This is a genomic window from Rhodococcus sp. SB1D, assembly GCF_048573875.1.
Taxonomy (GTDB): Bacteria; Actinomycetota; Actinomycetes; order Mycobacteriales; family Mycobacteriaceae; genus Rhodococcus_F; species Rhodococcus_F qingshengii.
The window spans coordinates 226,339-249,653 of record NZ_JBMAIQ010000008.1 but is presented as its reverse complement, the minus strand read 5'-3'; the positions used below and the strand labels follow the sequence as shown (position 1 = coordinate 249,653).

General features: G+C 62.0%; 21 protein-coding genes and 1 riboswitch. Of the genes, 9 read left to right on the top strand and 12 right to left on the bottom strand.

The annotated features are described in order from the left end of the window. Positions 1-78: 78 nt before the first annotated feature. The 7 genes from ACN50D_RS19420 to ACN50D_RS19390 all read right to left on the bottom strand — a co-directional run bounded on the left by ACN50D_RS19420 (position 79) and on the right by ACN50D_RS19390 (position 7,128). Entirely contained in the window at positions 79-1,815 is a 1,737-nt protein-coding gene (locus tag ACN50D_RS19420) for an ATP-binding protein (protein WP_211921506.1), read from the bottom strand. Positions 1,816-1,862: 47 nt separating this feature from the next. Then, a complete protein-coding gene (locus ACN50D_RS19415) occupies positions 1,863-2,240 on the bottom strand; it encodes a hypothetical protein (protein ID WP_211921508.1) in 378 nt (125 codons plus the stop codon). After that, positions 2,240-2,701: a hypothetical protein gene (locus ACN50D_RS19410; RefSeq protein ID WP_211921510.1), complete on the bottom strand. Its 462-nt coding sequence runs from the start codon at positions 2,699-2,701 to the stop codon at positions 2,240-2,242. Before ACN50D_RS19410 ends, ACN50D_RS19415 begins: the two co-directional genes overlap by 1 nt. 746 nt (positions 2,702-3,447) lie before the next feature. Next, complete coding sequence (locus ACN50D_RS19405; RefSeq protein ID WP_211921512.1) at positions 3,448-4,245, bottom strand: GAF and ANTAR domain-containing protein; 798 nt, start codon at positions 4,243-4,245, stop codon at positions 3,448-3,450. A 478-nt stretch (positions 4,246-4,723) separates the two neighbouring features. Beyond that, positions 4,724-5,539, bottom strand: a complete 816-nt coding sequence (locus tag ACN50D_RS19400) for a hypothetical protein (RefSeq protein ID WP_003945831.1) — start codon at positions 5,537-5,539, stop codon at positions 4,724-4,726. A 47-nt stretch (positions 5,540-5,586) separates the two neighbouring features. Next, entirely contained in the window at positions 5,587-5,901 is a 315-nt protein-coding gene (locus ACN50D_RS19395) for a DMT family transporter (RefSeq protein WP_007734365.1), read from the bottom strand. 14 nt (positions 5,902-5,915) lie between these two features. Continuing rightward, positions 5,916-5,981, bottom strand: a riboswitch (guanidine-III (ykkC-III) riboswitch). Positions 5,982-6,024: 43 nt separating this feature from the next. Next, a complete protein-coding gene (locus ACN50D_RS19390; RefSeq protein WP_211921514.1) occupies positions 6,025-7,128 on the bottom strand; it encodes a hypothetical protein in 1,104 nt (367 codons plus the stop codon). Between the two features lie 358 nt (positions 7,129-7,486). On the opposite strand from ACN50D_RS19390, the gene ACN50D_RS19385 reads away from it, so the two are divergent. Then, positions 7,487-8,203 carry a response regulator transcription factor gene (locus ACN50D_RS19385; protein WP_007734368.1) on the top strand — a complete coding sequence of 239 codons (717 nt, stop codon included), beginning with the start codon at positions 7,487-7,489 and terminating at the stop codon, positions 8,201-8,203. Next, positions 8,200-9,651 carry a sensor histidine kinase gene (locus tag ACN50D_RS19380; protein ID WP_064111860.1) on the top strand — a complete coding sequence of 484 codons (1,452 nt, stop codon included), beginning with the start codon at positions 8,200-8,202 and terminating at the stop codon, positions 9,649-9,651. The genes ACN50D_RS19385 and ACN50D_RS19380 overlap by 4 nt, the downstream gene beginning before the upstream one ends. Before the next feature lie 25 nt (positions 9,652-9,676). Here the strand turns inward: ACN50D_RS19380 and ACN50D_RS19375 are convergent, their stop codons facing one another. Both ACN50D_RS19375 and ACN50D_RS19370 read right to left on the bottom strand, forming a co-directional pair. After that, complete coding sequence (locus ACN50D_RS19375; RefSeq protein WP_211921515.1) at positions 9,677-10,987, bottom strand: alanine racemase; 1,311 nt, start codon at positions 10,985-10,987, stop codon at positions 9,677-9,679. 47 nt (positions 10,988-11,034) lie between these two features. Then, positions 11,035-12,510, bottom strand: a complete 1,476-nt coding sequence (locus ACN50D_RS19370; protein ID WP_007734370.1) for an amidohydrolase family protein — start codon at positions 12,508-12,510, stop codon at positions 11,035-11,037. 203 nt (positions 12,511-12,713) lie between these two features. Between ACN50D_RS19370 and ACN50D_RS19365 the strand changes: the two genes are divergently transcribed. From ACN50D_RS19365 to ACN50D_RS19335, 7 genes are all read left to right on the top strand, one after another. Next, positions 12,714-13,559 (top strand): M55 family metallopeptidase, encoded by an 846-nt coding sequence (locus tag ACN50D_RS19365; RefSeq protein ID WP_007734371.1) that lies wholly within the window; start codon positions 12,714-12,716, stop codon positions 13,557-13,559. 208 nt (positions 13,560-13,767) lie between these two features. Next, complete coding sequence (locus ACN50D_RS19360; RefSeq protein WP_007734373.1) at positions 13,768-15,048, top strand: MFS transporter; 1,281 nt, start codon at positions 13,768-13,770, stop codon at positions 15,046-15,048. Positions 15,049-15,062: 14 nt separating this feature from the next. Next, entirely contained in the window at positions 15,063-15,920 is an 858-nt protein-coding gene (locus ACN50D_RS19355; RefSeq protein ID WP_211921517.1) for a tryptophan 2,3-dioxygenase, read from the top strand. Between the two features lie 143 nt (positions 15,921-16,063). Continuing rightward, a complete protein-coding gene (locus ACN50D_RS19350) occupies positions 16,064-17,158 on the top strand; it encodes a M20 family metallopeptidase (protein WP_051649497.1) in 1,095 nt (364 codons plus the stop codon). 2 nt (positions 17,159-17,160) lie between these two features. Beyond that, entirely contained in the window at positions 17,161-18,099 is a 939-nt protein-coding gene (locus ACN50D_RS19345) for a GNAT family N-acetyltransferase (protein WP_230359511.1), read from the top strand. Then, a complete protein-coding gene (gene menC / locus ACN50D_RS19340) occupies positions 18,096-19,211 on the top strand; it encodes an o-succinylbenzoate synthase (RefSeq protein ID WP_211921519.1) in 1,116 nt (371 codons plus the stop codon). The genes ACN50D_RS19345 and menC overlap by 4 nt, the downstream gene beginning before the upstream one ends. Positions 19,212-19,258: 47 nt before the next feature. Beyond that, the gene (locus ACN50D_RS19335; RefSeq protein WP_058039306.1) at positions 19,259-20,878 is read left to right on the top strand and encodes a PucR family transcriptional regulator; all 1,620 of its coding nucleotides are present in this window, start codon (positions 19,259-19,261) and stop codon (positions 20,876-20,878) included. 71 nt (positions 20,879-20,949) lie between these two features. Here the strand turns inward: ACN50D_RS19335 and ACN50D_RS19330 are convergent, their stop codons facing one another. The 3 genes from ACN50D_RS19330 to ACN50D_RS19320 all read right to left on the bottom strand — a co-directional run bounded on the left by ACN50D_RS19330 (position 20,950) and on the right by ACN50D_RS19320 (position 23,305). After that, positions 20,950-21,846: a serine hydrolase gene (locus tag ACN50D_RS19330; protein ID WP_054188096.1), complete on the bottom strand. Its 897-nt coding sequence runs from the start codon at positions 21,844-21,846 to the stop codon at positions 20,950-20,952. 156 nt (positions 21,847-22,002) lie between these two features. Next, positions 22,003-22,638 (bottom strand): ScbR family autoregulator-binding transcription factor, encoded by a 636-nt coding sequence (locus tag ACN50D_RS19325; RefSeq protein WP_064443148.1) that lies wholly within the window; start codon positions 22,636-22,638, stop codon positions 22,003-22,005. A gap of 238 nt (positions 22,639-22,876) precedes the next feature. Beyond that, positions 22,877-23,305, bottom strand: a complete 429-nt coding sequence (locus tag ACN50D_RS19320; RefSeq protein ID WP_042449536.1) for an HIT family protein — start codon at positions 23,303-23,305, stop codon at positions 22,877-22,879. Positions 23,306-23,315 lie beyond the last annotated feature (10 nt).

The following is a 23,315-nucleotide window of genomic DNA, read 5'->3' as shown; positions in this document are numbered from 1 at the left end:
CGCCGAACTCGTAACCAATCCCGTCGGAATCGACGATCGGTGGGGTGCCGCGAACGAGGCACCCCACCTGTCTGTCAGTCAGTCTTCCTTGATCGCTTCCGTCAGGTATGCCTTGGTGAACTTGCCCCAGTCCGAACGCAGTTCGTCGAAGATACTGGGATTGGGGTTGAGGTTCTCCGCTTTCGCGTAGGCGAGGACGAGCAGATCCATCGCTTTATCTGCCCTACGGATCAGAGCGATGAGCTCTTCTTCGCTGGTTCCATTCATCCCTTCCAACGCAACCCTTCTGATCGGGAGGAAGACATCGCGCCACAGAGGATGACGCTGGTTGATCTTCACGATCGCCTTGCCGTTGAGGTGCTCGATGTCGAACATTTCCGATCCCGGCCATGCCGCGTCGACCATGGTGATCGGCTTCGCCTTGACCTGCTCGCGAATCTGATCGATGGCTTCGGTCTTCTCGGCCTGATTCAGCTGAAGATCCTCGACCAGATCCATGAACACCTGCTCGGCCTGCTCTTCGGTGACATCGTGCCCCGCTTGCCCTCGCGGACTGGTCTTGTCGACCGTGGCGACGGTGTCGGTGGCGGCATCGTGTGCACCTGCCGCCGCGCGTTCCTGGGTTTCCACATCCCCCCAGTGTTCGCGAATCTTCTTCCGCGCCCGGCGGACAGGACGGTTCAGCCATTCACGAAGTTCACTGCGCAGCTTGTCCACGGGGACCGCGCCGTGCTTGACATTGCGGACCTGGAAGAACTCGTCGAGTTCGGCTGGGAACCGGATTTCGATTCCGACGTACCGATCGACCTTTTCGATACCGGCCGGAAGAAGGCGCGGAACGATGCCGTAGTTGATCTCACGGCCGTTGCGGACCATGCTGATCTTCCCGGCGCTGTCGGGGAGATCGAATTCCCTGATATCCCGACCCCGATGATCAATGTGTCCACCGTCGCCAGCCCTGCACCGGAATTCGGCGGGTGCCAGACTGACCGTGACGTGGATACTGTGCCCGTCGACGATCTCAATGTCTCCTTCGTCAACCACTTCGCCGCGGACGGTAGCGGGTTTGTAACGCTTGATGATCCGAGGGTTATCCATCAGGAACAGCGGATCGAGGAGAGTGACATGCTTGCCGTTGAGTTCGATAATCATCCCCTTGTCGAGGTAGGAGCGGTATGCCCGGGCGATGAACGTCCGCAGATCGGCGAGCTTCTGGTCCAGAGACGTCCCGAAGTGCCCACCGCTGGTCAATCGGTCGATCTTGCCGAACACCACCAGCGTTCCCGAACCGAAGGATTCGCCCGCCGGGTCGGTCATCAATGCCGCGAAGTGCGGTGGCCAGGCATCGACGGGCTGAGCCTCGATGGAGACCTGGGTTCCCCCTTTGACCTCGTCGAGGTCGAGGTAGCTGTGCCAGATCTGGTCATTGCCGCGGCGTTTGGTGTATATGTCGATCCTTCTACCCAGGCTCAAGCCGGCCAGCTTCATGCCGACTCCGAACCGGCCGAGCCCACCACGCTGTCCGTAGCGTGTGCTAAATCCCAATGACAATGCACGGGCCATGATCTCGGGCTTGATGCCGTCGCCGTCGTCGGCAAATGCAAGTTCCTCGATTGATTTCTTGCCTTCCCCATAACGGCTTTCAACCCTCATGACGTTGGCTCCGGCTTCGATGGAATTGTCGATAGGTTCTCCGGATGCGGCAGTGAGATCGAATCCGGAGTCGCGCATGGATTCGAGAGCCGTGTCGATCTGGATGATGTCGGCGGGACCGCTCTCGCTTGCGGCGGTGTCCTTGGTGGGTGTTGTGGTCATGATGGTGTCCTCTCGTTTCTGGGGCGGGAAGGTCTCCGTCCCGGTGATCAGATGTGCGGCGTTGCCGTGAGGTGAATCCGGTTCGCCAATATCGAGGCGATGGTGTGGGGGCAGAACGGGCAGGTGTGTTCGGTGTATCCGGGTGTCGCGGGGTGGATCAGGTTCGTCAAGGTCCCTTTCATGCCGTGGAACAAGCTGCACTCGCTTTCGAATGCATGCTGAACGGTGCGGTGGACGTCGTAGGTAAAATAGTCCGCCCTGCGCGTGAGTGCGTGCTCAACGAGCCGCCGGCGGAGGTCGGTGTCACTGCGGCCGACGTACGTGACGACACCGTTCTCGTAGAGCGAATAGGTACCGATCTGCGCTTGCGGGATCACAGCCCGAATCAGCCAGGGCCGGAGCTGCCAGGGCTGCATTGTGGCCATCAGTAACGCCCTGCCGCTGCATATGCGAGACGGCCTGCTTTTCGTGCCCGGGAGATCTGCTCGCGCATCCGCACGATCGGGATTCCCCAAGACTCTGCGAGATCCGGTGCTTCGGCGCCTTCGAGCATGGCGCGCAAGATCTTTCGATGAGGGGCCGAGACAGGTGCCGCTTCCAGCCACGTCTCGAGCTCGACGCGGGAAAATCCACCGTCTGTGAACTCGAGATCACGAGCGGTTTCGTCGAGGGAAGTGGGGGGAGCGAGGATGCGGCGGCGAGCGATCACTTTGGCGGCGTTGGAGTGCGCGCTGCGGACCTGAAATGCCGCGGGAGTGGACTTATCGGGATTGCGAACAAGTTCATCGAGAGCGTTATCGATGCGTTCAATCTCGTAAATATCGTGGGCCTTACCGGCCTGCTTCTGGAGCCCGAGGTACGCGGACTCCACCTGTGTGGTGAACATGGGATTCTCCTGGTCTGACTGCGGCCCCCATTCGGTGGGACGCGGTCGATAGTGGAAAAGCGATGTGAAGTTGTGTGATTGAGAGTACAGCGGCTGACCGACATTGGTTGACGAACTGAAATTTCGTACCTGTGGTGGTCGTGCTGCCCTTCACTGGAAGAGGGGGTGTGACCGGATTGATTGTTGCAGGCGGGGAGCGAATATTTCTTCATCGATGTCGAAGGCGCTGTCATCCCTGCGGGATTGGAGCCAATGACGGCACCCCCGCGCTGATGACTCACTCTGTGCTTGGCGGCCGGCCTCCGTATGATTGCGAACCGGGGCGAGCGGCTCGTCGAGACGCTGAAACTCAGACTCTGCGGCGATCAGACGTTCCTACACGATGCCCGCCCCATCGCTTGAGCGCTCCATGTCGCGGCCGACTGCCCGCATGTACGAGTCGGTCCAACTGAAGGCCGACTCAGGCAATAGAGAGCTGGCACCGCGAGATCGTTGCGGTTCTTACCTCGGTGTCACGAGGCTGTCACAAGTGCAGCACTCTGACCCGGATTCCATCGGACTTACACGTATGCCATTCCGCAGGTGAGAGCGTTTTCGGTACTTTCACGGACAACAGAAAACCCCTTGAATTCTCCTTGTAAGCGAAAGGTCGTCGGTTCAATCCCGACAGGAGGCTCCGAAAGAAGAGGCACTCACCAATGTGGTGAGTGCCTCTGTATTTGCTGAGGTGCCGATAGGCGCCCGGTTCAGTTGGTCTCGGGCTTGTTCGTAGCCTGGCGCGGGTCGATCGCGCCGTCGATGTACTGCTGGGCGATCACTCGCAGTTTGACGTTGCTGCGCTGCGAGTCCTGGATGAGAATGCGGAAGGCTCGGTCGGCGTCGACGTGGTGGGTGCCCATGATGATGCCCTTGGCCTGTTCGATGACGCCTCGCGATTCGAGTGCTCGCTCGAGGTCCATTGCGTGCTTTCTGGCGATGTCGAGGCGCTGCGAGCTGTGCAGCGCGTAGGCCGAGGTCACGGCGAACAGTTGGAGCAATGCCACGTCGGCGCCGGTGAAACCTCGGAGGTCGTGGCTGTAGAGATTGAGGGTTCCGAGCGGGCGTTCCCGGCCAGGCAGTGGCATGGACAAGAAGCTGACGGCGCCGACTGCCTTTGCCGCGCTTGCGAATTGAGGCCACCGGCTGTGGGCTTCGCTGGCATGTGCGCGGACAACGGTTCCCGTGCGTGACGACGTCACACTCGGTCCATAGTCCAGTCGGAATTGGATCGAGTCGACGGTGCGAACAAGTTGGTGGGTGGCGGCGACGGTTCGGAATGTCGTGTCCGAACCGCCGATGGTAATTCCGGCCATGTCGGCGTCGGCGATGAGATCGACGGCATGCCTGCAGACTTGTTCGAGAAATTGCTCGGCCTGGGCATGTGGATCGAGGTGCGCGTACAGCGATTGCAGGGCGCCCGAGGCGGCGTCCAGGCTGTCCTGCGACGCGGAATTTCGGCCCCCGGTGGGGCCGCGGTGTCCTCTGGCGATGCGCGGCGCCGTCATTGTCTCAACCACCCTTCCCCATCACGTCGCAGGCATGTCCGATTCGTCTCATTGTTGCACCGGACTAACTGTTGTGCACTCTGTTTCGGTGGACAAGTGTCTGATGGGGCGGACGGTTATGTGAAGTGGTCTGCGTATGCCCAATCGTGATGTTTGATTCGGCCGTTAGCGGGTAGTGCGCCGATCTTGGAATTATGTTGTCCTGCAACAGTTAACGTGGAAACTGCGACCGGGGTACAAGTTTTCTCCGCAATGGCGCGCAGGTCACGAACTTGGCCTATTGTCAGCGCCAGCGCACAATCTTGTACGCGTAACCCGTAGACAGTGAAGGGGATACGACGATGAACGGACTGATCGCGGCTCTGAACAGTGGAATGACCGTTGGCTTGGCCAACACGATCCTGACTTTCGGCGGAATCATCATCAACCTCAACATCGTGATCAACAACTGACCGCGTAATCGGCGAGTAACCGTTTGTTATGCCGATTCGATCGGAAGGTCCGGCCCTGGGCGGTCGCTCTTGCTCTTGAGCCACCGATTGGGAAGTTTGCCGGCAAGTTCTCCGAGTGGACCGACTGCAGCGCTGAGGATTCCGACGGTTTCCTGAAGGACCTCGATGCTCGCGCTCATCCGCTCGAGGTTGGGGGCGAGGGAAGTCAAGGTGTCGGACAGTGCAACGATCTGGTCAAGCGGGCCGCCTTCGGCGATGAGCCGTTCGAAGGCGCCGTTCTCTGCCAGGAGTGTTTCGAGGATGCCGTTCTCGGCCAGTGCGCGATCGATGACACCGTCCTTGGCAGTCAGGCGTTCGACGGCACCGTCTTGCGCTGTCAGGCGTTCCAGCGGACCGTCCTCCGCCATCATTCGGTCGAGGAGACCGTCCGGCGCGAGCAAGCGTTCCAATGCGCCGTTCTCGGCGAGCACCCTATCCAGCGGTCCGCCGGGGGCAAGAAGTCTTTCGAGTGGTCCGCCGGGAGCGAGTAGTCGTTCGAGAGTGCCGTCGGGTGCAGTCAGTTTGTCGACCGGACCGCCGGGAGAGAGAAGTCGATCGAGTGGCCCACCGGGGGCCAAGGCCTGCCCGATGGGCCGATCGTCAGCGGTGAGCGATGACAACTGCTGGATCATCTGCATGGGTCCGCGGGGGCTTGCCAAGCCGGCAGCACCCGCCGTCACGGCGCCGGTATTGCCGACGGCGATACGAACTGTCGTGACCGTCAGCTCGGCGATTCCCAAACTGATCTCTGCGGCTGCAATGCCCGCGCGTAGGGGAAGCGTGAGCATCTCCAGCAGTTTCATGCGTTAACTGTAACCGGTAACACACAAACACTCACCAGGATCGCCGGTCAGTGAAGGACCTTCAGACCGACGACACAGCCGACGATGCCCAGGATCAGCAGTATCTTGACGATCGACGTGGACTCCGCGCCGGTGATCATCGCATATCCCACAGTCAGGGCGGCGCCGATGCCGACCCAGATCGCGTAGGAAGTCCCGATGGGAAGGGTACGCATTGCATACGCGAGGCCGGCCATACTGACGATCAGGCCGAGGACGAAGACGATGGTAGGCGACATCTTGCTGAATCCGTCGGACTTACCGAGTGCGGTAGCCCAGACAGCTTCGAAAAGTCCGGAAATGACGAGCACGATCCATGCCATGGTGAACAACTCCCAAGGCACCGTCTTTTCGCTGGCCGGGTACGGTGCGCTCGTCCGGATGTCGTCGTTGACCACCCAACCATAGCAACAGAATTCTGCGTTCCGACCCGATCAGCTGGCGATTTAGGTCACCACCGCCGGTCGAACCCGCTTCAGATGGATGCTCGTCACGGCCACCACGATCGTCGCCGTTGCAGCGAGAACAGCCAGAGGAATCGGCGTGTTCACGGCGGCCGGTCCGTGTTCGACGAGCGGACCGGTAGACCACCCGAATTCCCGCGAGCCCGGGTCCAAGAAGGTCGGTGAAGCCGAGAACAACGTGAAAGCGACGGGCAGCATCGCCCCGCTCGAGACTGCTTCGACGGCAACAGGCATGCATGACGTGACGGCCAGTCCCAGCGCAAGCGGGAGGACGAGGACGTAGGCAACCGTGGTCGCGGCGGCATCCAGCAATCCCGAGAGTGCAGTCACGGCAAGGAGTCCCAGCCCGAGTTGCGGCATCGGTCTTCTCCAGCCGACGACGACGCCCAACGCCAGGGCAGCAGCTCCCGCGGGCATCGCCCAGGTCCAGTCGGATGGAAAGGAAATCGAGCTGACCGAAACCGCGCTGACTGCCAGTCCGACGAGTACGAAACGACCGTCGTGTGGCGGCAACCGCCAAGCCAGTGCGACGGTAACGGCAACCGCCAATACCACCGCGATCACCCATGACCCAGGTGATGTCGTCGAGCCCAACCACACATAGAGAGCCGTGAATACCAGGGGCAGAACAACTCCCAGCTTCACCAGGCGTGCGTCGATGTCGCCCGGCTCCTGATTCGGTCGTGAGAGTGCGGCGACTCCACCCACGAGAAGAGTTGCGGCGAGCAGAATCCAGACGGGAACCGTGGACGGCACGGGGTAGGAATCGCCCGGAAGTGTGAGCGACCACCTGGGGACGCGATCGCGCCATAAGTCCGCTGCGCCGAAGTACAGGGTCGTCGTGGTTACGCCGAGTCCGAGAGCGGTTTGTGCTCCGCGGTGACCCTTCGTCGGAAATGCCGCTGCCGCGAGGAAAGCGCCTGCTCCGATTGCGTTCAGAGTCACCGAGATTACGCCGGCGTCGGAGAAGGAGAAGTCGTCAACTCGGGACTCGGCCACTGCGTACGCGGCCACCACACCGCCGACCAGCGCGGACGCCACAGGACCGTAGAGCTGAGCGATTTGAACTGGGCTACGTTGCTGCATAATTCGTCGAATTTTTGCACAACTCGCCGATACGACTTATCGTCACATCGCCGTGCGGATCCATCCACACCGGTTCCCCGTCCCGAAGTCGAGGAACCAGCAGATGGCGTCCTCGACTCGGCCACTGAACGAAGTCGTAGCCGGCCAAATTTGTCTGAACTGCGTCGGCGACCCACACCGCAGCGTCCGCGAATACAGTCTCCATCGACAGTGCGTTGAAGTAGCTGAATCCGCTGATGTCACGTGTGCCTTGCCAGCCGATCGAAGCCTGGATCCTGCTGTCAGCTTCACCTGCACCCGGCCGTTCACAGGAAGCTCCCAGGGAACATACAGCGGGAATCCAGTGGCAGGGGAGAAGATGGTTCTCGTGACCGACAAGACCCCCGAAGCCCGCATCCTCGTTGTCGACGACGAACCCACCATCGTGGAGTTGCTCTCCGTGAGCCTCCGATTCCAGGGTTTCGAGGTGGCAACTGCTTCGAGCGGCGCCCAAGGCCTGGACGTCGCACGGACATTCCGTCCCGACGCGATCGTTCTCGACGTCATGATGCCCGGGATGGACGGCTTCGGTCTGCTTCGACGCCTGCGCGCCGACGGTGTGGACGCGCCCGTCCTGTTTCTGACGGCGAAGGATTCGCTCGACGACAAGATCAGCGGCCTGACCCTCGGCGCGGACGACTACGTGACCAAGCCGTTCAGCCTCGAAGAAGTCGTGACGCGGTTGCGGGTCATCCTGCGCCGCGCCGGTCGCGGGGTCGCGCCGGAGCAGTCGCCGCGGGTGAAGTTCGCCGACATCGAACTCGACGACGACACCCGCGAGGTCTGGAAGAAGGGCGAGTTGGTTGCACTCTCGCCCACCGAGTTCACACTGCTCCGATACTTCATGGTCAACGCCGGGACGGTTCTCAGCAAACCGCGGATTCTCGACCACGTCTGGAATTACGACTTCGGTGGGGAGGTCGGAGTTGTCGAGTCCTACGTTTCCTACCTGCGGCGCAAGGTGGACACGGGGGAGACACCGCTGATTCACACATTGCGTGGGGTCGGCTACGTGATGCGTGAACCGCGGCAATGATCGCCGCCGCGGAAAACGATCAGCTTCCGAAGCGGGGTCGTTTCCGTCTCCATTCACTGCCGCTGCGCTTCACCCTGGTTGCGGCCTTGCTGGTGTTGGCCGCGCTGGGTCTGTTGGCGTCGGGTGTAGCGGTCACTTCTGCTCTCGAGAATTCACTGACCCAGCGAACCGACAAAACGCTGTACGAAGCGGTCGACGGTTGGGCAAAGCCGCACAGCAGAGATCTGCAGCCGCCCAGTGACGTCGGCCCGGGCACCCGCCCACCCAGCCCCTTCTTCGTTCGGACCGTGACCCCGGACGGACGGGTGATCATCCTGAACGACAAGTCGACGACGACCGAACCCGACCTGTCGAAAGATTCCACCAACGGCCCGATCACCGTCGGATCGAGCGACGGTTCGGACGTGAACTGGCGGGTTCTCACGACGGTCCGCGACGGCACGACCACGACTATCGGTGTGCGACTGACGGATAACGAGCAGACCGTCGACGACTTGGTCGGCCTGCAACTCGGCATCGGCCTGGTTGTCCTGCTGATCCTCGGCGGCGCAGCGTATTTCGTGGTTCGTCGGAGCCTCCGTCCGCTTGTCGAGGTGGAGGAAACTGCCGCTGCCATTGCCGCCGGCGACCTTCATCGACGTGTTCCGGAGCGCGATGACCGCACCGAGGTCGGTCGACTGTCCGTGGCGCTCAACGGAATGCTCGCGCAGATTCAGCACGCATTTGCCGCGACCGAGGCTTCGGAGGAATCGGCCCGGCGTTCCGAGGAGAAGATGCGTAGGTTTGTCGGCGACGCGAGCCACGAGTTGCGCACACCCTTGACGACTATTCGTGGGTTCGCCGAGTTGTATCGCCAAGGCGCCATGACTGATACGGAAACGCTGATGAACCGGATCGAGGGCGAGGCGTCGAGGATGGGACTTCTGGTCGAAGATCTGCTCATGCTGGCAAGACTCGACGAACAGCGTCCACTCGAGAACAAGCCTGTGGATCTGCTTGCAGTTGCGGCGGATTCGGTACAGGCGGCACGAGCGATCGCACCGGATCGAACTGTCGAACTTCAGATGGCCGGCGGCCCAGGCCTGCCCGAAGTGCATGGTGACGAGGCCAGGCTGCGTCAGGTAGTTGCCAATCTGGTGGGCAACGCGATCAAACACACTCCGCCGGATGCGCAGGTCACCGTTCGTGTCGGTACGACCGAGAACTCCGCGGTGGTCGAGGTTTCGGATACCGGTCAGGGTTTGAGTGACGAGGATGCCGCGCGGATCTTCGAGCGTTTCTACCGCGCCGACACCTCTCGCACCCGTGAGACCGGGGGCGCCGGTCTCGGCCTGTCCATCGTTTCGGCTTTGGTTGCAGCGCACGACGGAACCGTCAGCGTCGAGACCTCCCTCGGGCAGGGGACGACGTTCCGCGTCGAATTGCCGCGTGACCCGAAGGACGACTGACGCCGGATTGCCGCAACCGGTCCCCTCAGAAGTAGGTGTGCACCGTGCCGACGACGCGGTAATCCGAATCGACCTCGGGAATCAGTGACCACTTGTCGAATGTGGTGCAGGGATGCGAGATTCCGCAACCGAGCAGATCGCCGGCCTTCACGTCGAAGTCATCCGGAACGTCGACGTACGCGTGCTGGTCGTTGAGTGCGGTGATCGTCAGCTCTCGCGCTGATCGGTTGGATCCGTCGCGTCGGCGCCACAGGACTATGGGAAAGCCTGCGTCGGAACCGACATCGCGGCGGCCGAAGCCCAGGATCACCCGTCCGGGTTCAGGTATGGAGAGCACTACGCCCCAGACCTCTGCGGCTCCCTGCAGAGTTCGCGGACCGTCAGCCCACGGCGAAGTTTCGGCATAGAGACCGTGATCGTGAGTGATGTAGCAACCGCTGCGCAGCACGATGCGTACACCGTTGTCGAGTGCCCATCGGCCGGCCAGCTCGCGTACAACCAGATCGTGAAACGCACTGCCGCCGAAAGTGACCAGTGGCTGGGGAGCCTTTGCGGAGTTGTTCTCGAACAGGTTCTCGGCCACACAGATTTCCGTGAAAACCCGCGCGGATTTGAGATACGAATCGACGGAGATACGGCGGGCTGCTACCGAGGCTCCGGGCATCATGCCCTCGAACCCCTCGACTCCGGTGAGTATCAACGAAGGTGCCTGCGATGCTGCGCGTGCGACGTCGAGTGCTTGCTCGACAGTGCGAGCGCCCGCGCGTCCGCTGTCGTAGCCGAGTTCGACGAGAACCCGGATACGGCTGGCCGGTGAGACTTTCGCGATCAACTGTTCCATCAGGCGGACGCTCTCGACCGAGTCCACGAGGGTGGTGACGAAGAAATCGGGGTCGGTGGCCTGGGCGTCGCAGATCCACCGAATACCGGCGGGATCGAGAACCTGGCTGGCGATGATGATGGTGTCCACACCGAACTCACGCAGAATGCGTGCCTGCGCAACGGTTGCCGCCGTCATCGCCCAAGCCCCGGCGTCGAGTTGCCGTCGAACCAGTTCGGGGCTCATCGTGGTCTTCGCGTGAGGCGCCAGATCCACATCGTGGTCGGAGCAGAACTGCGCCATGAGGTCGACATTGTGCGCGATCGCTGCACGGTTGAGTGTCATCACGGGTAGCAGGAGGTTGCCGTCGAGTGCCGAGATCCCCAGCGGCTCGAGGTCGGAACCGTCGCGACCTTCGAGGTCGGTGCCGAAGGCCTTGTGCTGCCAACCGATCGGGGGGTTCGCGAAATCCGTCATGGCATCGATTGTGCCGTTGATTGCAGACGATGTGTTCATGTGTGGTGACTTTCTGTCAGAACTATGCAGGTCAGAATGAGATCCGGCTACGAGCGGCGTACCGGGCGACCAGGCAACGCGTCCTGGACCACGACACCGTCTTCGACGACGGGTACTCCGCCGACCAGCACGCGGCTGATACCGGTGGAGGGGCGGGTGCCGTCGATGTACGTGGCGTTGTCGGTGATTCGCTCGGGGTCGAAAACGAGGATGTCCGCGTCGCTACCGGGGCTGATCCGGCCTTTCGTCGCCATCGAGGGAACCGACTCCTCCAGAATCTGCGCAGGGATCAACGAGCAGCGCGCGATGATCTCCGACAGCGACAGCAGCCGACGCTCGCGGTACAGCGTACGAATCGCACGTGCATAGGTGCCTGCGCCGCGGGGGTGGCCGAGTGCCTTCTTCGGCAGTGGCCACTGCAATGAGTCGGCAGGCGAACGGCCGGGCCAGGTCAGTGGCATCGCGTCGCTCGCGATGGCGGCGCGATCGAAAGTCATCGCCCGTTCGAGGAATTCGCGCTGCACGGTGTCGTTCTCGTCGAGGAACTCCACCAGCACCAACCCACCGGGGTCGGTGGCCCGAAGATGTTCCAGCTGCTTGCGGTCCGCGATACGTTCACCGGTGGGTACGAATGTCAGCGACCGTGGTGTCAGATTCATCAGGTGCAGCTTGTCGGGATCGAGAAACGCAGCTCCGACGGCCGTCGACCCGGAACCGTACGGATACGCCTCCGTCGTGACGCGCGATCCGGCTGCCTGAACCTGCGCCACCACCGACAGCGCGTGGTCGACGTGCATTCCCGAGGTGCTGTTGACGTGGCAGTAGTGCATGTGTGCGCCGGTTTCGGCTGCTGCACGGGCGATTTCGACGGCACCATCCACCGGGCTCGACGGATCGGCCGAGATGAGCGGGCGCGCATGGGTATAGGTGGGAACGCCGGCTCGGGCCGCGAGATCCGCCACCTGTAGGTACTCCACCGGATCGGATTTCGGCGCGTACCCGACCACCACGCCGATGCCGAGAGCGCCTGCGGCCAGATCGTTTTCGAGGAGTTCGAGAATGTGGGCGCGCTGGGAGGCGGTGGGCTCGCCCTGCCAGCTCGGGGAACCGAGATGGTGCAGGAGCGTTCTGATGTCGCCGTCGGGATCGGCCCCTGAGAGTTCGATCATTCGGGCGTGCGCCCACGACGTCGCGTACCCGTAGTTGATCGGGCGGCCCTCGGCGCCGGCCCGGGCATATGCCTTTGCAACAGGAATGACGCCGGCTTCCAGTTCGAGGGCCGTCGTGACTCCGTCCAATGCCTGAAGTCGCTGCTCGGCGATTTCCTGTCCGTGGCTGTGCAGGTCGATGAATCCGGGGCAGATGACCTGACCGGTCACGTCGATCGTCTGCCGGGCTTCGATCGCGTCGCGACCCCACGCCGAGACCTTGCCGTCGGTGATCGCGATGCCCCGAACCTCGTCGGTCCCCGATGCGGGATCGACGACACGGCCGCCGGTGAACACGATGTCGTGGACCTGCATCAGCGCTGCACTCCTGTCGTTGGTCGAACCGCCTGGCCCGGCGAATGTCCCGATGGTTTCACGGCTCGGGTATCGGATTCTGGTGTGAACGTCCCAAATGGAGGCCGACTCACCGTTCGAGCGGACAAGAAACGGATGCGCTCGAGTGTGAAGGTGAAAGCGAAGTTATCAATTCAGCCGATTGAGATCGATGGAGGACAGGAATGCACGTCTATATTTCGGTGGACATGGAGGGCATCGCGGGTATCGCGACGCTCGATCAGACGATCCGCGGCGGTGGCGGCTACCACCGTGCGCAGATGCTCATGACCGCCGAGACCAATGCCGCGATCGCCGGTGCGTTCGACGCCGGTGCGACGAGCGTCCTGGTCAACGACAGCCACGGAACGATGGACAATCTGCTTCACGCCGACCTGGATCCACGGGCGCGTCTGATCTTCGGAACACCGAAGATGCAGTGCATGGCGGAGGGACTGACGTCCGATCACGACGTCGCTCTGTTTGTCGGCTATCACGCACCAGCCGGTGGGCCCGGCGTCCTGGCGCACACGTTCTCGAGCTTGTTCGCCGACGTCCGCCTCGACGGCAAGTCCGTCTCGGAGACCGACGTCAACACCCTCTACGCTGCCACCCAGGGCGTTCCCGTCGGCCTGGTGACGGGTGACGACATCATCTGCGGCTTGGTCGACGCGGCCTCGCCGACAACCGAGACCGTCGAGGTCAAGAAGGCACATGGATGGTCGGCAACCAATTCGCTGCCGCCGTCGCTGGCGTGCGAGCAGATCCGAGCAGGAGCCGAGCGCGCAGTGCGTAAGGCCGACACACTGAAGCCGGTCGAGCTGCGTGACGAATGGACCCTCGAGATCGTTCACCCCACCACCACGGGAGCTGAACTCGCCGAGGCTGTTCCCGGCTCGCGACGGATTTCGGATCGTACGATTTCGCACACACTCGGTAGCGTCGACGACATTCTCGGTCTGATCACTGTCAATGCTCGGCTTGCAGCCGCAGGCGTCTCGACGATCGTGGCAGTCGCCAATCGCACGTGATGAAGTAGCGACTCCATCGCGAAATGCCGTCGACGCCGTGTGCGCCGGCGGCATTTGTCATCTCTTGGGGCAGAACATGTTCCGACCGACCAAACGTTGCTTCGGCTATTGGTGAAACGGACCAATGCGGTAGACGTGTTCGCTGTCACACTTCATCAGTCTTTTCAATGTTCCAGTCCATGCGGCACAAGACAATTCGGGAGGCTTGATGAAGGCGGAACGCGTCACAGTGGAAGCGCCGTCGCGGGCGAGCGACGGTTCGGTTCGGAAAATGATGGACAACAAGTCGATTCGTCGTACGACCACCGTTACGGTGGGGCTGCTCAGTACCATCTGGTTGATCGACATGGTGGATCGCGTCATGATCGGGCTTGCGCTTCCGATGATCGGCGACGAATTCTCGCTCAGCAGTACGCAGTTGGGTGGCGTGGTCTCGGTATTCGCGATCTTCTACATGCTCGGGCAGGTCCCCGGCGGAATGTTGGCCGACCGCTTCGGACCCAGGCCCCTGTTGATCGTTGCTTTGATCCTGTGGTCGGTGTTCACAGCGTTGACAGGGTTCGCGTGGGGTCTCGTCTCGCTGATGGTCATGCGCGCGATGTTCGGCATCAGCCAGGGGCTCTTTCCAGCGGCGTCGTTCAAGGCTTTGGCTGAGCGGACGCGTCCGAAAACCAGGGCGACCGCGATGGGTTTCATGCTCGGCGCCAACAACCTCGGCCCCGGCATCGCACCGCTGATCATCGCGCCGGTCCTCATGGCCGTGGGGTGGCGTGACGCGTTCTGGCTGGTGGCGATCGTCGGCGCAGTGATCGGCACGGTGGTGTGGTTGGTGCTGCCCGCACCGCTGGACACGGAAATCTCGGAAGATCCCGAGGCAGCCTTGCAACCTCTGGCGAGCGAGCACTCTCGCGCCGCGGTGTTCAAGTCCGCGTCGGTGTGGAAGTTCGCGATTCTGTTCTGCCTGGCCAACATGTCCGCGTACGGGCTGATGACCTGGGTGCCGAGTTATCTGCTCAACGACAAGGGACTCTCGCTGATCGACACGGGAATCTTTGCCGCAATCCCCTTCATCGTCACGGCGCTGGCCACGATTGTGGGCGGGCGGTTGGTGGACAAGTACTTCCACGACCGGGCCAGGATCCTTCTGGTTCCGTGTATGGCCACGTCGGCAGTCCTTTTGTTCCTGATGACCACCGCTGACACCGTCGCGATGTTCACGTTCTACGAGACGTTGGCTCTAGGCATCAGCGGTCTGTGTTCGATGTCGATCTTCGCGATGCCGTTGCGGGCACTTCCGGCCGAATTCCTCGGTTCCGGAATGGGTTTGATCAACGGTTGTGGTCAGTTCGCCGGTTTCATCACCCCGCTCGTGATGGGATGGATGGTGGACCAGTTCTCGTACATGGCTGCATTCGGAGTCCTGGTCGGAGCGACGAGCGCTGCCGCATTGGTGGCCATGATCGTTCCTCAGACCCCGGCGAAATTCTGACAAGGAGACCGAAGATGTCGGCAACGGACGGCACACGAAAGATCGAAGACGACGTCGTCACCGATTTTTCCGGGAAGATGAGTTACGGGGCCTACCTCGGACTCGATACCCTCCTGGATTCGCAGCACCCGGTGAGCGAGCCGGAACACCACGACGAACTCTTGTTCATCATTCAGCACCAGACCAGCGAGTTGTGGCTCAAGCTGTTTCTCCACGAGATACGGGCGGCCAGAGCAGCGATCGCTGCCGACGACATTCGGGTTGCGTTCAAGCGGATCGCACGTGTCAAACATATTCAGGCCACCTTGACCGAGCAGTGGTCGGTGTTGGCGACACTGACGCCGGCGGAGTATGCGGAGTTCAGGGGCGTTCTCGGCAACTCATCGGGGTTCCAGTCGTACCAGTACCGCGCCGTGGAATTCGTGCTCGGAAACAAGAACGCGGGCATGCTGAAGGTGTTCGAATCGGATCCGTCCGCCCATCGATTGTTGGAGACCCTGCTCGGGGAGCCGACACTGTACGACGAGTTCTGGCAGTACCTGTCCAGGCAGGGGTACGACGTTCCGGCGTCGGCTCTCGAACGAGACGTCAGCGCGCCCTACGTGCGAAACGACGAACTGATTCCGCTGGTCAAAGCAATCTACGAGAACGTCGAACAGCACTGGACGGCGTACGAGGCGTTCGAGGAGTTGGTCGACCTCGAGGAGAGCTTTCAGCTGTGGCGGTTCCGGCACCTTCGGACCGTGCTGCGGGTGATCGGCATGAAGAAGGGGACCGGCGGTTCGAGTGGTGGTGCCGGCTTCCTGCAACGTGCGCTGGAGTTGAGCTTCTTTCCCGAGCTGTTTGCCGCCCGAACAGAGATCGGTACCTGACACACCTGCTTGATGGCACCCAGCTGTTCGTGACACACGACGAATCCGAGCCCGAAGGACAGGAGTCTTGGACAAGATCCGACAGGGTCGCTTCGACCAAGCTTGACTGCGAAGTTGCAAGTCGGTGACAGGAGAGCGTCGGAGTGGACAAGAAATCAATGGTGGCAGACCTGGCGGCGTTGGTAACCGCTGAGTCGCCCAGTTCCGATCTCGGCGCAGTCGATGCATGTGCGGACGTGGTGGCCGAAATCGGCGAACGCCACCTCGGAAGCACCCCCGAACGTATCCGCATCGACGGGCGTCAGCACTTGCGTTGGTCGTTCGGCGCGGAGCCGAAGGTGATGCTCCTGGGCCATTTCGACACCGTCTGGCCGCTCGGAACGCTCGCGGAGTTGCCCTGGTCTGTCACCGACAACATCGCCACCGGACCCGGAGTCTTCGACATGAAGGCCGGCATCGTCCAGCTCTTCCATGCGCTCGCATCGCTTCCGTCGCTCGACGGGGTGGTCGTGCTCCTCAATTCCGACGAGGAAATCGGCTCCCCGACCTCGCGCGCACTGATCGAGGAGCAAGCACGTCAGGTCGACGCGGTGCTGGTCCTCGAAGCCGCAGCCGACGGCGCAGTGAAGACCGCGCGCAAGGGTATGTCGCTGTACTGCGTCGACATCGAGGGACGCGCTGCACACGCCGGACTGGAACCGGAACGAGGTGTGAACGCCGTAGTGGAGCTCGCACACCAGATTCAGGCCGTGGTGGAGCTCGCGGACCCGGTGGCGGGAACGTCGGTGGTGCCGTCCGTGATCAGTGGCGGCACGACCACCAATACTGTTGCAGCGCAAGCGCAACTGTGGTGTGACGTTCGCATGTGGTCGGCGAAGGAACAGGAACGCATCGACCGTTCGATCCGTGCACTGACACCGGCGCTGGCCGAAAGTCGAATTTCGGTGTCCGGAGGCCCCAACCGTGGACCACTGGAATCAGTGTCTTCGGAGAAGCTGTACTTTCTCGCTCACCAGGTCAGCAGTGAGAGCGGGTTGGGAATGCTTCGCGACTGCGCAGTCGGCGGTGCGTCGGACGGAAATTTCACCGCTGCAGTCGGAACTCCCACGTTGGACGGCCTCGGTGCCGTCGGCGGTGGTGCCCACGCAGCGACAGAACACGTAGAGATAGATCAGATGATCCCGCGCGCCACCTTGTTGGCCGGTCTGGTGACTCGAATCCTGGAGGGAGGACTGTGACGATGACGTCGCCGAACAATGTCCAACGCAAGACCGTTCAACCATTCGGAGGTGTATCGCCTTCACGGATGCGGCAGGCAATCAGCCAGGCCGAGCAGGCCGCTCTGCTTGCATGTGTGACTATCGAAACCGTCACCGGGCATGCCGAGTTGGAACAGGTATTCGGTCTGTTCGAGAAGGTATGGCAGCCGGAGAGCGGTAACCCTCCCGTCCATCGGGACATGATGAAGGCGCTCGCACACTCCGGTAACTACGTCGCCGGCGCGTTTCGTGGCGGGGATCTGATCGGCGGCTCGGTTGCATTCTTCGAGGAACCGCAACACCGTTCGTTGCATTCGCACATCACGGGGATCCTCCCGAACGTGCAGAACGGGCACATCGGCCTCGCGTTGAAACTGTTCCAGCGTGCGTGGGCACTGGAACGGGGAATTCTCCACGTGCGGTGGACTTTCGACCCGCTCGTCGCACGCAATGCCTACTTCAACGTCTCGAAACTCGGTGCGTTCCCGATCCAGTATCTGCCGCGTTTCTACGCGCCGATGAACGACAGCCTCAACGGCGGCGCAGACAGCGACCGGTTGTTGATCGACTGGGAAATCGGTAGTAGCAAGGTTGCCGACGTCGTCGCCGGTTCGGGAGAAGTCCCGACTCCCGAGTCCTTGGGGGCGAGCGAACTGCTGTCCGTCTCCGAAGCCGGCCTGCCCGTGTTGAAGTCGACCAAGAATCGATTCGTCACGGTGGCTACACCGAATGACGTGTACACACTGCGTAAGTCGGACCCGGCGGCGGCGAACGACTGGCGCCTGGCAGTCCGCGAGACTCTCGGTGGTGTGCTCGCCGAGAACGGAGTGGTTCTCGCAGTTACCAGAACCGGAAAGTACGTGCTGGACCGTGCGCCGGGAACACAGGCAGGCAGGACAACAGCGGAGGTTACATCGTGAAGATCGAAGGAGTTGAATTACGCCGGGCGGCAATGCCGTTGAAAGCGCCGTTCCGTACCTCGTTCGGCACCGAGACCACCAAGGACGTGTTGTTCGTCAAGGTCGTCACCTCGGAGTCGGAGGGCTGGGGCGAGTGCGTGGCGATGTCCGAGCCTCGCTACTGCTCCGAATACACGGACGGCGCCGCCGAAGTCCTTCGTAAGTTCCTGATTCCGTCTCTGGGTGAACTCACCGATCCCGACGTGCACGCACTGAGCGCGACGATGGAACAGTTCGCCGGGCACCCCATGGCCAAAGCGGCATTGGAAACCGCATTTCTCGACGCCGAGTTACGGGCTGCCGGGACGAGCATGTCTTCGTACCTGGGTGCAGTAGTCGATCGCGTACCCGCGGGTGTCTCGGTGGGTATCAAGAATTCGATCGATGAGCTGCTAGAGGAGGTAGGCGGGTTCCTCGATGCCGGATACCTGCGCATCAAACTGAAGATCGAACCGGGCTGGGACATCGAGCCGGTTCGCGCAGTCCGCGAGAGGTTCGGCGACGACGTACTCCTCCAGGTCGACGCGAACACCGCGTACACCCTGGCTGACGCCCGCAATCTCCAGCGGCTCGACGACTTCGACCTCCTGCTGATCGAGCAGCCGCTTCCCGAAGAGGAACTGCGCGGCCACGCCAGGCTGGCCGAGATGATGCGGACGCCGGTCTGCCTCGACGAGTCGATCACCTCCGCGAAGGTCACCGCCGACGCGCTGGCAATCGGTGCGTGCAGCGTGGTGAACATCAAACCGGGACGTGTGGGCGGTTATCTGGAATCGCGTCGTATCCACGACGTCTGCAAGGCCAACGGAATTGCCGTGTGGTGCGGCGGAATGCTCGAGACCGGAATCGGCAGGGCCGCCAACGTCGCGCTTGCCGCGCTCCCCGGATTTGCCCTACCAGGCGATACATCGGCTTCCGACCGGTACTTCGCCGAAGACATCACCGAGCCGTTCGTACTCGACAACGGTTACGTGAAGGTTCCGGAAGGACCGGGCATCGGCGTCGAACCGATCCCCGACCTGCTCGAAGCAATTACCACGTCGGTCGAATGGATCGGCATGGATCGGCTTTGACGAATCACTATGACACACTTCGTTCACCGGACGAAGGAGTGATAGACGTGGGCACCGTACGACCTCGCATCAGTTTGGTGCGGCTTCTCGAAGACGTGGGAACTACGGTGCTGAATCCGGTTGTCGGCGACCCGGAGGCGGTCCAGGAGATCGCCTCGGTGGTCATTCACGACCCCGACGACGACTCACCCTCGACACCGGACTCCATGGTGCTGCTCGTCGGCGTCACCGGAGGCGAACGTATCGCGGAGTCCGTGGCCGGCCTGGCCGAGCGCGGAGTACGCGTGGTGGTCGCGCGAGTGACCGCCGAGGTCAGCGATGCGGACCGCGAATCCGTCATCGCCTCGGGCGTCGTGCTGTTGGCCTTGGCGCGTGGAGTCTCGTGGGTTCAGCTGACAAGCCTGCTTCATTCGGTGCTCTCGGCCCGAAACGAAGTCGGGCACATCCACTCACGCGGAGGTGGCCCGGCCGGCGATCTGTTCGCCTTCGCCAACGCTGTCAGCGCACTTCTCGATGCGCCGATCACGATCGAGGACCGAAGCTCACGGGTCATCGCCTTCTCCGGCCGCCAGGAAGAAGGAGACGGTCCACGTATCGCGACCGTGCTGGAGCGGCAAGTTCCTGACCAGTACATTCGAGTGCTCGAAGAGGCCGGGGTCTTCGACCGGCTCTATCGCAGCGACGATCCGGTGTGGGTCTCGGCCGAGACCCTCGGTACCAAAATGGGTCGTATCGCCGTGTCCATCAGAGCCGGCGACGAGTTCCTCGGCTCCATGTGGGTGGCAACCGGTGAGCCGATGTCCGACGACCGTATGCGTGCGTTGCGCGATTCTGCCGGGTTGATCGCGCTGCAGATGTTGCGGTTGCGCGGCGGCGCCGACGCCGAGCGCCGACTGCGCGCAGACCTGATCGCAACCCTTCTCGACGGTGGGTCAGGTGCGGTCGACGCGATGAATCGCCTCGGTCTCGGGACCGGCCCCGCACTCGTGATGGCTTTGGGTCGTAGGTCTTTCGAGGGATCGTCGAAGCCGGACGATGCCGCCCACGTGGTGCGACTGACCGACGCTCTGGCCATGCACCTCGGCGCCGTCCACTCGCAGTCGGCGGCAGCCTTGGTCAACGGAACCGGCTACGCGGTGCTGTCTGTACGAGGGCATTCCCCGGCCGAAGCCGAGTTGCAGGCGTTCCGTGTGGCCTCGGACTTCCTGGACCGCACCGGAGCGTCCGGCGACACGATCATCGGGATCGGCCGGGTCGTGACCAGACCGGCGCAGCTGAGCCGATCGAAGCGCGACGCCGAACATGCCCTCGAAGTGTTGTTGGCGGGACGAGCGTCGGGCAGCGTCGCCACCTTCAGTAGCGTCCACGTCGATGCCATCCTGTTGGAGATCGCGTCGGAAGCTGCAGCCGAAGGGTTCTCGGACCTCGGACCGATCGAGGCGATCGCCAGCCACGACGCCGCTCATGCGACCTCGTTCGTGGACACTCTCGATGCGTGGCTCAACGCGTTCGGTGATGTCGGTGACGCCGCGGCGTCATTGCACGTGCACCCCAACACCTTTCGGTATCGCCTCAGCAAGTTGAAGGGTATGGCCGCGTTGGATCTCGACGACCCCAACGTCCGCTTCCGGTTGATGGTGCATCTTCGTCTGCGCGGTCCACGCTAGCTCGAAAGCCGAAAAATGCGGGTCGCACTGATTTCTCAGCGCGACCCGCATTCTTTGTCAGTGGGTTCGGATCAGCTGTTGTTGCGAAGTGCTTCGACAGCGATGCGGCCGACGGTTCCGATGGAGGCGTCGATCTTCGGGGCGCGGTGGGTGAGCTCGTGGGACTTGGTGAAGACACCGACGGCGTAACGCTTGCCGTCCGGGTACGCCACGACGCCGGCTTCGTTTCGTACCAGTCCCAGCGTTCCGGTCTTGGCGGCGACAGTGACCTCGTCGGGGAAACCGGACGAAAGGCGGTGCGGCCAGACCTGCTTGCTCATGATGGTTCGGACCTCTTCACAAGCCGATGCGGGGCCGGCTTCGTCCCTCCAGATTGCAGCCAGCAACATTGTGATCTCACGAGGAGTACTGGAATTGGAGCGGGCGGGATCCATGACGGAAATTGTCCGAAGAATTTCGATGGGGGGCATTTCCAGCAAGGTGCCCTTGTCGACGCCGAGGTCGTCGTAGACCGTCTTGAAGAGGCCTCGGCAGTCACGGACCAAGTTGGTCTTCTCCAAACCGAGCCCGCGCAGCGTTGCGACGATGTTGTCGAGTCCGAGACGTTCGTACAAGAAATCCGTGGCGGCGTTGTCGCTGAAGCTCATCATGAGCAGAGCGAGGTCTCGCCAGCTTGCAGTCACGTCGTCGGCGCAGCCGCCGATACCGATGCCGCCGGAGCGGAACTCGGAGGTCACCGTGGCGTGCTCGGTCGGATCAAGGGTGCCTGCCGCTACTTCACGGGCGTACTGAAGCACAACAGGAATCTTGAAAACGGAGGCGAGGATGACACCTTCGTCCGCGCCGTAGCCGAACTCTTCGCCGGAATCGATGTCGCGTGCGTGGACGTAGGCATCGGTCTTCGCTTCGGCGAGTACAGCAGCGATCTCCTGCTGTGCGCTCTCAACGTACGTGGCGGTTTCGGTCATTCGAGAAGCCCTTTCGTCGGTATCCATGTATCTGGGTTATTCGTGGATCTGACGATAGTGAGTCGACGACGGGGGGTCTTGTACGAATCGACGAAGGTTGGCGCACGGTTCGGTGCTGATGCGCCGAATCATCCGGGCGTCGGGGTGTTCTCCGGATCAGGACACATAAGTTTCGAGGCGACATCCGACCAGTTCGGCGACGGCGCTGCGTCGCTTGTCGGAGACCACGCCTGCCAACAGGAGGGCGAACAATTCGTCGATACGGTCGTTCAAATCGCTTCGTCTGGTGAGCACGTTCGAAACCAGTTGAACGCCGGTGAATGCCGAGATCACCACGCGACCCACCGATTCCGGCTCCACATCGTCGCGGATGTCGCCTTCGAGCTTCGCGGCCTCGGCCAGTTTTCGAAGCTCGCGGATCCACGCGACGTACGGGCCTTGCGAACCGTCGGCAGAGGCCAACTCGAGGGTAAGTCGGATTCCCGCACGAACAATAGGTTCTGCGACGAGTTGGCGGCCCATCTCGTGGCACACCATGACGAGCTGTTCCAGTGCCGGTGCGCCTGTGGCTGCAACTGCGGTGAAGGCACTGATCGAGATCTGGTGCTGTTCTTCGATCACCGCCTGAGCCAGTTCGTCTTTGGACGAGAAGTGAAAATAGACCGCGCCCTTGGTCATCTGCGCCGCGGACACGATGTCATTCATGCTCGTGCTGCCGTACCCCGTGACTTCGAACCGATCAGCAGCACCTTGAAGAATCTGTCGGCGACTGATCTTGGCACGTTCCTGCATTGCTCCCTTGTCCTCCGACTGTTAACACGTGAACCAGTTTTAGGGCCCTAGGTCCCGGACCAGCGACCCACGGTAGCAGCGAATCTCGTGCTCGCGCGACAGCGCGAAACGGACTGTTCGGTGTGCAATCGCAGGTCACGGTCGGTAGGAGCGACAAATGCGACCGCCGCAACCTCCGTTGGAGGCTGCGGCGGGGAGTCCAGTTATCGGCCAGCGAAATTCGGTCGAAGGTATGCGATCAACGAGTCGAGACAGTTGCCTCGAAGCCGAGGTCGCGTAGCGCCGACTTGAGTTTGGTCTGCGCCTCGTCGAGAGATTCGGGTGACGGCGAGGTGTCGGCGCCACTGATGTCGAAGTTCCCCATGTCGTATGCGGGGAAAACATGAACGTGAAGATGCGGAACTTCCAGACCTGCGATGAGGAGACCCGACCGAGGCGCGTCGAACGCCTTACGCACGGCTTGGCCGAGGTTGCGGGCAACAGCGGTGACCTTGGCAAAGAGTTCAGGATCCACGTCCTGCCACTGATCGACCTCGGCTCGCGGAACCACAAGCACGTGGCCCTGCGTTACCGGCGCGATGGTCAAGAACGCGACGACGTCCTCGTCCTCCCACACGAAACGTCCTGGTAGATCCCCGTTGATGATGGCACTGAAGACTGAAGGCATACCCCGAGAT

Excerpts from the sequence above, each read along its gene's own strand:
- ACN50D_RS19400 (WP_003945831.1), bottom strand. The coding sequence starts at position 5,539 with ATGAAACTGCTGGAGATGCTCACGCTTCCCCTACGCGCGGGCATTGCA.
- ACN50D_RS19345 (WP_230359511.1), top strand. The coding sequence starts at position 17,161 with ATGACGTCGCCGAACAATGTCCAACGCAAGACCGTTCAACCATTCGGA.
- ACN50D_RS19355 (WP_211921517.1), top strand. The coding sequence starts at position 15,063 with ATGTCGGCAACGGACGGCACACGAAAGATCGAAGACGACGTCGTCACC.
- ACN50D_RS19325 (WP_064443148.1), bottom strand. The coding sequence starts at position 22,638 with ATGCAGGAACGTGCCAAGATCAGTCGCCGACAGATTCTTCAAGGTGCT.
- ACN50D_RS19390 (WP_211921514.1), bottom strand. The coding sequence starts at position 7,128 with ATGCAGCAACGTAGCCCAGTTCAAATCGCTCAGCTCTACGGTCCTGTG.
- ACN50D_RS19420 (WP_211921506.1), bottom strand. The coding sequence starts at position 1,815 with ATGACCACAACACCCACCAAGGACACCGCCGCAAGCGAGAGCGGTCCC.
- ACN50D_RS19320 (WP_042449536.1), bottom strand. The coding sequence starts at position 23,305 with ATGCCTTCAGTCTTCAGTGCCATCATCAACGGGGATCTACCAGGACGT.
- ACN50D_RS19395 (WP_007734365.1), bottom strand. The coding sequence starts at position 5,901 with ATGGCATGGATCGTGCTCGTCATTTCCGGACTTTTCGAAGCTGTCTGG.
- ACN50D_RS19370 (WP_007734370.1), bottom strand. The coding sequence starts at position 12,510 with ATGCAGGTCCACGACATCGTGTTCACCGGCGGCCGTGTCGTCGATCCC.
- ACN50D_RS19380 (WP_064111860.1), top strand. The coding sequence starts at position 8,200 with ATGATCGCCGCCGCGGAAAACGATCAGCTTCCGAAGCGGGGTCGTTTC.
- ACN50D_RS19360 (WP_007734373.1), top strand. The coding sequence starts at position 13,768 with ATGAAGGCGGAACGCGTCACAGTGGAAGCGCCGTCGCGGGCGAGCGAC.
- ACN50D_RS19365 (WP_007734371.1), top strand. The coding sequence starts at position 12,714 with ATGCACGTCTATATTTCGGTGGACATGGAGGGCATCGCGGGTATCGCG.
- ACN50D_RS19385 (WP_007734368.1), top strand. The coding sequence starts at position 7,487 with ATGGTTCTCGTGACCGACAAGACCCCCGAAGCCCGCATCCTCGTTGTC.
- ACN50D_RS19375 (WP_211921515.1), bottom strand. The coding sequence starts at position 10,987 with ATGAACACATCGTCTGCAATCAACGGCACAATCGATGCCATGACGGAT.
- ACN50D_RS19410 (WP_211921510.1), bottom strand. The coding sequence starts at position 2,701 with ATGTTCACCACACAGGTGGAGTCCGCGTACCTCGGGCTCCAGAAGCAG.
- ACN50D_RS19330 (WP_054188096.1), bottom strand. The coding sequence starts at position 21,846 with ATGACCGAAACCGCCACGTACGTTGAGAGCGCACAGCAGGAGATCGCT.
- ACN50D_RS19405 (WP_211921512.1), bottom strand. The coding sequence starts at position 4,245 with ATGACGGCGCCGCGCATCGCCAGAGGACACCGCGGCCCCACCGGGGGC.
- ACN50D_RS19415 (WP_211921508.1), bottom strand. The coding sequence starts at position 2,240 with ATGGCCACAATGCAGCCCTGGCAGCTCCGGCCCTGGCTGATTCGGGCT.